This window comes from Pseudomonas sp. P129, assembly GCF_020312195.1.
Classification (GTDB): domain Bacteria; phylum Pseudomonadota; class Gammaproteobacteria; order Pseudomonadales; family Pseudomonadaceae; genus Aquipseudomonas; species Aquipseudomonas fragariae.
In genome coordinates this window covers 410,738-422,417 of the sequence record NZ_JAGPYS010000001.1, presented here as the reverse complement: position 1 = coordinate 422,417, position 11,680 = coordinate 410,738, and the positions used below count along the sequence as shown (strand labels likewise).

The 11,680-nt window shown below is 47.0% G+C and carries 11 protein-coding genes; 5 read left to right on the top strand and 6 right to left on the bottom strand.

Features of this window, described 5'->3' with window-relative positions; genetic code table 11:
- Positions 1 to 27 precede the first annotated feature (27 nt).
- Entirely contained in the window at positions 28 to 969 is a 942-nt protein-coding gene (locus tag KBY02_RS01870; protein ID WP_225649728.1) for a chromosome segregation protein SMC, read from the top strand.
- A gap of 214 nt (positions 970 to 1,183) precedes the next feature.
- Entirely contained in the window at positions 1,184 to 1,549 is a 366-nt protein-coding gene (locus tag KBY02_RS01860) for a histone-like nucleoid-structuring protein, MvaT/MvaU family (protein WP_225649727.1), read from the top strand.
- Between the two features lie 276 nt (positions 1,550 to 1,825).
- Here the strand turns inward: KBY02_RS01860 and KBY02_RS01855 are convergent, their stop codons facing one another.
- The 6 genes from KBY02_RS01855 to KBY02_RS01830 all read right to left on the bottom strand — a co-directional run bounded on the left by KBY02_RS01855 (position 1,826) and on the right by KBY02_RS01830 (position 9,648).
- Positions 1,826 to 2,623, bottom strand: a complete 798-nt coding sequence (locus tag KBY02_RS01855; protein WP_225649726.1) for a hypothetical protein — start codon at positions 2,621 to 2,623, stop codon at positions 1,826 to 1,828.
- Complete coding sequence (locus tag KBY02_RS01850) at positions 2,623 to 3,708, bottom strand: AAA family ATPase (protein WP_225649725.1); 1,086 nt, start codon at positions 3,706 to 3,708, stop codon at positions 2,623 to 2,625. Before KBY02_RS01850 ends, KBY02_RS01855 begins: the two co-directional genes overlap by 1 nt.
- 10 nt (positions 3,709 to 3,718) lie before the next feature.
- Positions 3,719 to 4,747 (bottom strand): hypothetical protein, encoded by a 1,029-nt coding sequence (locus KBY02_RS01845; protein ID WP_225649724.1) that lies wholly within the window; start codon positions 4,745 to 4,747, stop codon positions 3,719 to 3,721.
- Between the two features lie 745 nt (positions 4,748 to 5,492).
- Positions 5,493 to 6,326, bottom strand: a complete 834-nt coding sequence (locus tag KBY02_RS01840) for a TIR domain-containing protein (RefSeq protein WP_225649723.1) — start codon at positions 6,324 to 6,326, stop codon at positions 5,493 to 5,495.
- 599 nt (positions 6,327 to 6,925) lie between these two features.
- On the bottom strand, positions 6,926 to 8,170 hold the full coding sequence (locus KBY02_RS01835; RefSeq protein WP_225649722.1) for a PIN domain-containing protein: 1,245 nt from the start codon (positions 8,168 to 8,170) through the stop codon (positions 6,926 to 6,928).
- Between the two features lie 698 nt (positions 8,171 to 8,868).
- Complete coding sequence (locus tag KBY02_RS01830; RefSeq protein ID WP_083553794.1) at positions 8,869 to 9,648, bottom strand: hypothetical protein; 780 nt, start codon at positions 9,646 to 9,648, stop codon at positions 8,869 to 8,871.
- Positions 9,649 to 10,096: 448 nt separating this feature from the next.
- On the opposite strand from KBY02_RS01830, the gene KBY02_RS01825 reads away from it, so the two are divergent.
- The 3 genes from KBY02_RS01825 to KBY02_RS01815 are packed head-to-tail and all read left to right on the top strand — an operon-like array spanning position 10,097 to position 11,455.
- On the top strand, positions 10,097 to 10,597 hold the full coding sequence (locus KBY02_RS01825; RefSeq protein ID WP_003313651.1) for an Hcp family type VI secretion system effector: 501 nt from the start codon (positions 10,097 to 10,099) through the stop codon (positions 10,595 to 10,597).
- Positions 10,598 to 10,626: 29 nt separating this feature from the next.
- Positions 10,627 to 11,016, top strand: coding sequence for a polymorphic toxin type 44 domain-containing protein (locus tag KBY02_RS01820; RefSeq protein ID WP_003400121.1), 390 nt, complete (start codon positions 10,627 to 10,629; stop codon positions 11,014 to 11,016).
- On the top strand, positions 10,994 to 11,455 hold the full coding sequence (locus KBY02_RS01815; RefSeq protein ID WP_003400119.1) for a hypothetical protein: 462 nt from the start codon (positions 10,994 to 10,996) through the stop codon (positions 11,453 to 11,455). The genes KBY02_RS01820 and KBY02_RS01815 overlap by 23 nt, the downstream gene beginning before the upstream one ends.
- The last annotated feature ends 225 nt before the right edge of the window (positions 11,456 to 11,680 follow it).

The window sequence follows — 11,680 nt, the reverse complement described above, 5'->3', positions numbered from 1 at the left end:
CAATCGAATTGAACAGAGACCAGGCTCATGAACGAGATCCAAGAACTGAAAGACCGCCGCGATGACCTGCTGAAAGAGGCGGACCAGTTGCAAGCCCAGCTACTGCCCATTGAGGCCGAGCTGGAAAATGAGCAGTCCGTTGCCGCCCAGGAGCACGAGCTACGCGACAAGTACAACGAGTTGAAAAGGCGCTTCGACTCGCGCAAGCACAATGCGGACCTGTTGGATCGGAAGATCAATCGCCGCGAAACCCTCGCTAATAGCGATTCCCTGATGGCGGGTTACATCGAGGCTATGAACAACTGGAAAGCCGATGAGCAGGAGCTGAATGAAAAACGTCAGACCCTCAGCATCCGTCTTGAACAGATCAAGCAACAGGCTATAGAGGACATGGCCAAAGCACGCCAGGCCGAAACAGACGCCGCCACTGCGTATGCACAGGCCGTCGCATGGAGCGACACCGAAAGCGAAAAAAATGCCAGCGCCGATGCTCAAAAAGCCGCGAAGAACCTTGCAACAGCAGCCGAACATAATCGTCGGCAAGACTTGATCATCTCCGCGCTGGAGCAGGAGCTGCTCACCGTGGATCGATACATCGCCGAAGCTCAGGAAAAGCATAAGGGGATAGAGCGCGACGCCCTGTGGCTTTCTCAAACAGTGCTAGAAGAGAAATGGAACGAGGCCGCTAAGACACTCTTCGATGTGGGCGGAAAGCTCTGGGCGAATTACAACCTGCTCGGCATTGATCAAGTGAGCTTGCTGAAGTTGGCCGTTCCACAAGCAGGCGAACGGGTCGGGAGCTGGACGTGGCATGAACTATCCGACCGGGCGCGCAGATACAACGCGCAAGATCTGCTCCTGCTCAACGATATTTCGACACCTCAACAGGCTGTACTCGTGAGCCAACTGGAGCAACAAACTGATGAAAGCAGTGAACAAGCCACTACAAAACAGCACGAGCTGGGCTGACATGCTCAAGGCTCGGAAAGCTCATCTGGCTGCACTGTTGAAAACCATCAACGCGACCTCAGCTAAAGTCAGTCAGATACAAATGCTGACGATCAAGGCAATTAAAGCGGAAATGGCGCACATTGAAAGCCAGCTGATACGTCGGAAATAGTGCGAAACTTTTAATCGGCACTATCGATCTCAATAACACACAACTACAGATAAAGGGGACACTATGTCCAAACTCGCAGAATACCGTCAGCTGGAAAAACACCTCGCCGAGCAACTCCAGGCACTGGAAAAAATGAAAGGTGATGATGGACTGAAGAAAGAGATCGAGTTCGAAACGAAGCTGCGCAAGCTGCTTGAGCACTATGGCTTCAGCCTGAAGCACATCGTCAATCTGCTGGACCCACAGGCATCGGCCCGATACCAGATCTCTGACAAACCTGCAGGCACGCGCAAACCGCGCGTACTCAAGGTGTACAAAAATCCGAATACTGGTGAAGTGATCGAAACCAAAGGTGGGAATCACAGAGCCTTGAAGGAGTGGAAAGCAGAATACAGTGCTAATGTCGTCGAAGGGTGGTTGACGAAATAACCAGTTTCACCAGAAAAAGGGCCCATACGGGCCCTTTTTGCTGCTGACCTATAACCCACCAAATCAGCATACAGCTCCAAGCCGGATTGACGAACGACCTGCGCAGTCGTGATTTTTCATAAAGAAATTGGAAGGCCGCGTTCTGCCAATAGCAGTCATTGGCACTTCCTACTTTCAAAGAACGGCAGATATCATCCGTGGGAACATAGGCGTCAATGTAGCAATCGACGACCAGAATCTACCTCTGCTTCTGCTTCTGCTTCTGCTTACATTAGCTCAGGAGAAAATTTGTCCATAAGGGGCATGCGCGAGAGACTCTGAAATGGCTAGCGCTTTCATGTGGTCTGGTTTATTTTCTTCCAGCTTAACTTTGAACCCATGATATATATTTCCTTGGTGACAGTGAAATTGATACCATGACTCATTAAAATAGCTATATATTCGATCATTGACTTTAATGCCGTTACTCAAAGCAAATTGCGCATCAGCAAGAGAAAGATCCATGACACTTACCAGCTCACCGCGCGCGCGATACTCTTTAAGCCGATGTTTTGAATTGTGTTCGAATATCCATGAGACATTGGATAAGCTAATTTCATCCGTCACGTTTATAACGTTTTTTTGGCCCCAAACTGAGCTAGAAACTGAGATAGCTGAAACGTTGTAGGGTGGGCAATTTTTTGCTGAAACAGTTAATGGAGCCCCAACGCTTGCTGCCGCACCGTCGAAACAAGAATCCTTTAGACAGTTCCCGACGCTATCATTAATCGTATCATGATCTTGAAGGTGGCAATTATCGACATACGGCTGCTTGAGAAAGACCTCGATAGCAAGTTTTCTCTGTAGCTCATCGGTAATCCGCGCTCTAGCAGAGCTGGCAATCAGTACTTCTTTGACTGTCATATTACCTGTAATAACTTTGTTGCCCAGAGAGCGCGTCCGGTATGCCTTATTACCAAATCCGATACTCTTCGTCCGGGCCGCCACTGCTGCCAGACAAGATAGAACATCCATCGCCTCAGCTTCATTAGAGGCTTGGCCGGTTATTGACAGATCATTAATGAACACTTTCATTAGAACAACCTCAGCAAATCCTTTTCGGCTTGATCAAAGAAGCCTTCATCCATATCGCTCAGGCCTCCCTCACTATCAATAGTTATTTCTGTGACAACTCGACCTAACTTACTCGCTCTCACGGAGTTAACAGTAACGAACCCATTTTCAAGAGAATTTTCTTTCGCAAAAACACGAATACCATTGACTATGTGATCACTGTGAGTTTCAAGTATCACTTGCACATGGCAAGTTGCAGTCAAAGACAGCAAAGCCGCGAGGGAGGACTGAGCAGCAGGATGGAGATGAACCTCCGGATTCTCGACAATAAGATACCCACCCTCCCTGGTACATAGAGCCGCCAGTACAATAGGAGCCACATTGCTTATACCGAAGCCTGTGTTAACAGGGCGAACCTGATATGCAGTGGCTCCTGCCGAGAATGTATTAGATACTTTATCAAGAGTAAGGTGCGAGTTAATTACTATATCAAAATCAGCGCTAATAAGCTTCATCGCCTCTTTAAAAGCTCTCGCCAAACTGATTGCGCGGGTATCAACTTCGTCCACTCCTGGGCAAATATGCTTAGCAAGCTTCTGATTGGGAGCAGGCATGTCTCCGTAACGAACCAGTGCGGCAATCGCGTATTGCCCGTAAATTCCCAAATCGAGCTTATCTGACTCAAAATTAGTATCGTAACTATTTTGAGGTGAAAGTCTGTAGGCGCTCAAATAATTAAAGTCGGCAGAAAAGAAATCGTGCTCTAATTGGGGCGGGGAGTCAAAGCTAATATGATAATCGTAAGGTTGAGCCTCTTTGAGATCAGAAACAAAACTCACATCATCGATCGAAATGGATAATGACTCTCCAACTGGAGAATGACTTATCAAATCTCGAGTGTGTCCAACCGAAAAGTACTCACCTACCAAGCTAAGCTTTCCAGCCTTGAGTTTGCCACAGTTATAGTTCTGTCTAAGCAGTAAAAGTGACTGAATGGCTGTGGACTTTCCAGCAGAGTTGGCTCCACAGAAAACAGTTAGATTTGACAAGTTAAATACTGCACTATTGAAACACTTTATATTTTTTAGTTCAAGCTTTGAGATCATGCATTAGCTCCTAAGTTGAAAGCTCTTTAAGGAACAACTGAGACGAACGGTTGCTTCTGTACCCGATCTTCCGATTGGTGATGTCATCCAAATCTATATTTCGATTTTTCAAACAGTCGATAAAGCATGCAACTATACTATCACTGTCGAGAATGATCTCATCGTTGCGGCGCGATGGGTATTTACGTCTCGGTAGATCTGCGAATAGAATAGGCGTTCCAAAATATCTTCTAGCTTTCGACAGTGTTTCAACGACGACATCCTTCAACGGGCGGAAATCGTCCGAATTTTGATGTAAATAAATTGCGGTATCATCAAGAAGATCGCTAAACTTACCTGAGTACCTAACATTTGATGGTCGCATACGGCCATGATAGGTCAATGAAGCAGAACACAGAAGCAGATAAAGCTCATCAAACTCCGAAACATCTCGATGAGTAGACTTCGTCGTCTCCATTGAAAAGCTGTAAGAGTATTGATCCTTCGGAGCTAAGAAGTTCCGAGTTGCGTCCTGCAGCTCCCTTATGAAGTATAAATGTTCCCTGAATGCATAGTTTCTAGCGAGCTGAACCGGAAACTTATAAGAATCGGAATGCACCCTTTTAAAAAACTCAAACTTCAAGATAGCATCGGTGTCATAGCTGATAACAGTAAAGCCAAGCTCGGTGCGATTATGAAAGATAGAGGACTGACTATACTTAAGATCGGAATAGCGGCACCCCTCAAGGGATGGTAAAAGCTTCAAGCCCTGCAATCTAAATACATTAGAAAAAAAATCTTGGAGACATATCAAGCGCTGCACGCCGTCTAGTATAGATAATTCCCCATATCTATTCTCTTCACAAAGTATGTCTGTAGTGGGCATTCCAACCAATATACTTTCTATAAAGGTTGACTTCGAACTCGGCGACCAGGAATTGGAGTAAGTGAACATCGGGTCCCACTTAATCCGATCACTACGAATCCCTTCTAGTATCGATGGTATCGATTGACTTGTCTTTCGATATCTAAAAGATGTATCAAGCTCGTAATAATCCATGGTGCGCCACCCCCGAAAAATTTGGCAATTTTAGCATGAGCCATGGTAAAACACGAGGCCCGATCTAGTGCGATAAAATTCACGAAACGCCTCTCTTTGCCTGGTGATCCTGAGCGAAAGTTCGGTTTTGAGGAGCTAATATCGTGCTCATAGTATTATCTCTTTCATCACCTGAATTCGAAGTTTCACTTTTGTATAACTCCCCCAAAGACAACCGTACGCACCTCAATCATGAATGAGGGCCACTGAAGATCGCCGCTTTTTTCTTCCCCCCTCCCCGTTCCAGCTGCTCATAGGCGAAATGGTCATTGACAGATTTAGCCTAGAAAGCAACTGCGAGTAGGTGGGATTATTATGCACTTCTCAAGGCGCTCCGAGTGGCTTCTTTTGGCCGGTTGCTACGCCTTAAGATAGGCAGCAATGGACCATTACCGGTCAGTAGTGGCAGGCATTGGATTAACATTCCTCAATCTCAACGCAACATTTGTTGCATCTCATGTCGTATATAATCGAATACCTGCGAAAGTATCGCGCGACATCGTAAAGCCGTTACTATCAGATCCGAATATGTCTTCGCATAAGTCAGGACTTAGCTACAGCGTTGATCTTCTTGTTTACGTAATGATTGCGCTTCAGCCCGCCCAAGTTAATGCGCCACGACCTGAACCAATTACTAACATACTCTTCATTATTGCAATTTTGTTTTTTACTTTATTGTACAGACACTCCGTAATAGCAAATAAATTTAGAACGGGATATCTGTATCGAAACCACCCGCATCTACCTTTTTATTTGCTTTGTGAAGCAACTCCTCATTCTCGAGCAGATAATCAATCCCGTCGGCAGTTATTGAAAATGCATAATATTCAGAGCCGTTATACTCGTGATCTATAGCGATACTCTTATCTAGAAATCCGACCCTCTCTAGCTTAATAGCAGCTAAACTCAGTACCCCTTGCTCAACCCCTTTCAGATCGTTGAATGTACTCCATACAGATACACCATCCGGTGAGCTAGCATAGCTTTCAAGAACTTTTGCCAGTAGACGATGCTCAACGTCGCCAAGCTTATAATTGTATCCAGCCTTTTTGCGCGGTTTTGTCTGAATATTTAGATCCTGTGAAAGCAAACCTAAACGTGCCACTTCCTTCTTGATTAGTACACATGGGTGATTAACAGCGGCCTCTAAATTTCCATCAGACCTTTCACCATTGTAATCTGCGGGTGTAAGACCCAAAAGGTCAGTCGGAAAATGCAGCTCAGTGTCTCGAGGTTTAACGATGAAGCACCGTTCCTTACCTAAAGTACCGACAAATAGCCCTAGTTCAAAAAGCACATTATCTCGAACGATGTGCTTTTGTTGGTCTCTGATTTCTGCAATATCATCTGGTGTAAAAATGAAAATTGCAAAATCCACTGATTCCGCCATTTTTACTAGAGAGTCAATCGTGTTCTGAGAAAGGTTAAACCCATTCTTCCAAACCGTTACCTCAGCCTGATGATCTAGGTTTACGTTGAATGCGTCAGCCACATCCAAACTTTCCACCGCTGATGCTATAAATATTCTTGATTTCCTCATATAACCTCCTTAAAAACTCGACTCAGGCTGACCGCTAATGTGGAGCCAACCGGCGGAAAAAAGCGCGTTTTTTGGACGTTCAGCGCGCGACGTGGGCGATAGTTACCCGCATTGTCACACGTTGAGCTGGCCAAGAATAAACGTAAGTGCTCCATGAAGTACACCTACAGCTAGGTATAGTTCTCGTTTACCCATCATCCTTCCGCCCTTGGGGCTGCGAGCGACTTGGCTAGTAAGGATGGAGAACTGACTTTTTGTGAGGCACATACAGCTACTGGCTACTATGCCATTAACTCGGGAGTGGGCCAGAGCCGCTTCCTAACGGCTCATCCTAACGGGGAATACCATAAATCCCGATATGCGCAGCCCCTCGTTCGCTTACCTGAGCTCAGTTTACCGACCACATTGGGTGGTTTTTTGAATGTCGTCTCCGTAAGCATTGAGTCGAATCCGGTCGGAACACACAACGCAGCTCGGCCAGCAATATGCCGGCCATGATGTAGCGTAAGAGCGCGCTAAGCGTTCAGCCTGGCCCAGCTCTGAGTTGAGCGTGGGTCAGGTCATATGCCTATCAGAAATTTAGGAATTCAGAGGTGCTTCTACGATTGGATAGGTTGCGGTGGTGGCGGAGGTGCTGGCACGAGTCCCATCAGATCAACAATTTGACTTGCGAGATCAGTCTCCATAACTATTAGAAACTCGTTCGCTAGTTTAACATAAAAGTCATAAACATCGTCATCGGAGATTATCCACCCCACTTGAGCGTTTTCTAAGGCCGCCTTGAAAAGCTTAGTTGCGTCTGACGCATCAAAATATCCCAAATAATTGGCCAGCTTAGAGATAGCCACATGAGTTGTAGAGAAGCTGCCACTCTCCTTTAGGTATTCAATCGCTTCATTTTTCTGGTTAATAACAGCTAAATACTCAGGGCTTTGTAATCGATCCCGCACTTCCTCTGGCGCTCCAACGGCAGCCATTCCATGCACCGGAGGAGGAGGAGGAGGTGGTGGTGGTGGTGGTGGAACAAGTATTGGAACAGAGGGTATTTGAGGTGGCAGCGGCGCGTCAACGTCCACTGGCGGCTCTGGGAGCTCAGGCTGTTGTACGAGTTTCTTATAATGGGCAATTACAGACTTAATGTTTGTATAGATGTGGAGAGATCCATCTTCTTTTTTCTTTGACCACTCCTCGGAAAGGTAGCGCTTGGCTTTGACTGTTCTTTTGTCTAGGTTGGCTAGAGGTGATGCATAGTCACCATCCTTAGAGACGATATGTAGATCCCCCGCCGGTACGTGCTTAAGTAGAACCTCCCAATTATATCTATCGCCAACGCTTTCTCCTTTGCCCGGAGGATTACCTCTTTGGGAGCGCTCAATCGCAAGCTTAAAGGTTGCATCATCCTCGTCGTATTTTTGTGAATTATTGAAGATTTCAGTTATTTTTTTATCGACAGGCAAGTCATTCTGCAGCGCTAAACCTGTCGCATTAGCTATTAACGTCTTCTTTGCGGACTCTGCAACTTTTATAGCTTCCTGATAATTTCTGGCTGCTTCCGTTCCTCTCATGTGGTTTGGTACCGCATTGGGGAACTTGCTACTCTGGAATTCTGTGACAGCACCATGGAGCTTTGATTCTCGATTTCGCTCAAACTCATTCTCTACCTGTTTTGGAAGATGCAAAACTATCTTGTTCGGACCGATATTTTCTAGCAATTCATCTATGACTCCGTCGTCATCGTCGGGATAGGTGTAGAAATTCAAGAAGATATTTGTATCTATGAACAAATGCATCACTGGCATAAGCAGTTCCTTCGCTTGGAGTATCAGGGAGATCGCTTCGATCATTTCACAGCGCCCACCATCTGACTACAGGCCTTGGGCGTTCTGGAGCATGCAACACGTCCGGGTCGTGCTCAATGATCCTCGTGCCGTAGTGCAGGCGGATCATATTGCCGTTGTGTCCCTGGCGCCCCACTGATAAGCGATCTTTAAGACATATTTATACAATGCAGCCGCTATGAGCTTGCAGGAGGGAGTACGGCCGAGATCGGAACGTCGGCTTTTGGACGATAGCAACCATCGTACAGAGTTGCCCGTACGGCACACAGGCAGCGGCAGCGTTACACAATTCCGTATTGTTACATCACATAAACATAAACTCACAGCGAAGTGTTACAAGAATTTAATGCTTATTTTTCATATACTTAAGAAAGATTGCTACACCCGAAACACCAGTTACACCGCATTTGACGGGCATGTTCCCCGCCCCCCTATGAAGTGAGCCCCACCAGCGAAAGGAATCCGGCATAAGCCGGGGGACCCTGAGGACTTCCGCTGCTTACGGGGCAGGGAACCCGCGCATCTTGAGTAGCGGACGTTTTCACAGCTTAGTGAACTGGTGAACCCGGTGAACTCACCCAATCGGGTGGTGAACCCAGATGTTCATTCCTTCAGCTACTGATGTGCTGCTGTCAACCCGTCAACTGTCAACCAACGTTAACCGAGCAGCAGCTACCAAACCCACGCGGGTTTCATGCCCCGTATCAAAGGCCTTCCTTCAGGGTCCCCAGCCCAAGGTTGGTTGTCAGCGAAAGGAAGCTGCAATGCGCAAGCGCAAACGCCGAAGTAGCATCTAGAAACTCTTCGACCTTGGCTGCACGACTGCGTACACGTGCCACCCATTCGCTTGTGACCTTTCGGTAGGCTCTTTCTCGCTCCTCCTTCCAACCAAGACCCTTCGGGTCTCTAGACAGCGTGTGGGTTAAATAAATACGGTCGATTGCCTGGTCCGAGAAGCGCTGATGGTGATGCACAGAATTCCTAGCTCTCAGTTCCTGATCGAACTCCTTGTCGAACAGCTTTATGTACCTGCCTACGTCTACCTTATTGTTTGACACCGAAGCGTCTAGGGCATTGAGGTAGTTCTTGAGCCGCTCCCTAAACTCATAGAATCGGCCAAAGTACATTTCGCATACGTTCGTTAGGTGATCCGAATGGCTGACAGGCAAACCGCGAAAGGGATACCGTCGGAAGTAATACTCACAGTCGCGCAGTACCTGGATCGTCTGATGAAGGCCCAAGTATTGATAGACGACTGCGTATTGCCCATCCACCTCTGGAGGAAAATTGAAATCTTCGAGCGGCTCGCGCTCCTCGTCTGACAGCCATTCATCGTCAAACAGCACCCTGTCAAGTTTTTTGCGGTTCCACTCTCTCCAGCCTGGGTAGCTATCGAGTCTACGAATCCATTCGTAGACTGCTTCCAGCATTAATTTGTTGTTCGGCCACGGCTCGGTCGAAATTGTACTCACCGGATCAGCCATCTAATCAATTCCCCAGCTCCGCTTATCATTGACGTTATGTACGTCAATTTAGCCGTTTCTTTTGACATTGGCAGACGCAGCGTCCAGCACCCTGTATCCCTGCATGTATCCCCAGAAACTTACAACCCGGCCTCCCCCTTTAAATACGGACACTTTGCCGCCCGGTTCAAACGACCCCGGCCCACCAAACAAGCGTTACAAATCAAGCACTTAGCGTTTATCGCAAGTGCTTTTTTTGTGCCTTGTTGGGCCGTATTGGCTCAGTAATTCCAGCTTTATGACCGTCTCCAATGCCCCCAAAGGCTGGCGGCGGGCGCGGCTTTCTACTGACAATTTTTGTCCAGCCTCTCTGCACAATGCGCGCCCTGCCCAACCGACCGAGCGATTCACATCAAAAATGCTTCCGTGTATTATCAAAAGCTCAGGATCGCATTAAAAGGAATTGAATATGTCATTGGAAGCATATCTGCAGATCGAAGGAGTTCCCGGCGAGACACTCTCAGAAGGCTACGAAAACTGGATCGAGCTGCAAGACTTCGACCTTTCGGCTAGTCAGACGGCCTCAGCTACCTCCACGTCAGCCGGCGGCGCAACCTCGGGCAGGGCTTACATGAGCGACATGCTCGTTCGTAAGGCTGTTGATAATGCCACCCCAAAGCTTCATGAGGCTTGCTGCAGTGGTAAGCACTTCAAGCAGGTATCTGTGCATCTTTTCCGTGCAGGCGACCCAAAAGTCAAATACCTGGAGATAAAACTTGAAGAGGTTATTATCAGTTCTTTTTCATTAACGGGCAATGGCGACCAGGACAACAGCTTTCCAAGCGAACTTATCGCTCTGAACTATGGAAGAATTCAACTTATTTACTCCAAGCAAAGTCGGAAAACAGGGCAAAGCGCTGGACAAATTGCTGGCGGCTGGGATGCTATCAGCAACAAGATATTTTCATAACCACCCATTAGATTTCGCAGGGACAGGCGATGAATTACGAAATACCAGCATTCATTCCTCCCGGAGTCAATGTAGATGTCCACATGAAGCTCGCGAACGATCAGTGGAAAAAAGATCCTAGCACGGGTGCTTTAATGAGTTGGTTTTACTACAAAGTCCGTAACAAGGGCCCGTGGGACTACAAGCAGAAACATCCTGAGTGGGAGGACTTCGGCAATTTTCATTACGGCGCTGTGGGGACAGCCGGCCAATTAACTGAGCAGCTTCTACTGAGAGCCGCTGGGTTCGCCCAAGGAGAAGCCAAAACACGAAAACATAAGTGGGGCCATTGGTTCTGGCTGCCTCCATACGGGGATGACCCCAAAGACCAGAAATGGATAAAAATGGGGATCTTGTATGCAAAATCCAAAGGATACTAACTTTAGATTTACTTACAAGAATTCGTTTTGGATACTTGTAGTCTTTTTAATAGCGAAGGCATTTCTTGGCGACCTTTTTGATTTCGGTAGTGACGCGGATGAAGTAGTGTTGAAGCGGGCGCTTCCTCAGGGTGATTGGCTGTATATTACACGCTATGGCGCCATGGCCACTGACATGGACACACTACGTTTTTTCATCAGTAAACCGCTTGAAGGCGACGATTCAGAAGTACTGCATAAACTTAATAAGGAAAGCGAATTTCTGATCACGGATAGCTCTTTAGAAAACGTCGCCATCCATGATACACCCAATGGCGTAGGAATTACGGTAAAGGGTGCTGTCTACCGTTACTTTAGCAAGGAGTATGTCACTGAAGGCGACAACCTTAGAAGTTACAGGATTACGCTAACTCAAGAAGATCCTACGCCAAAGGACTGAGAAATAAGACTTTACCTTTAGAGCTGGCTGTACTGATAATTTGTGCCCGGCCTAAGCAGTTAAACCTTCTAGACTGGGCGGAGCGACTTTGATTGTTAAGTTTTGAGATACACCAGCGCCTAGGGACCACCCTGTACAGGCAGCACTAGTCATCGCATGATCCTACAACAAATAAAATTCGGTAAGATAAAATAAATAACCGTGAACACCTACAATTCTATTCTA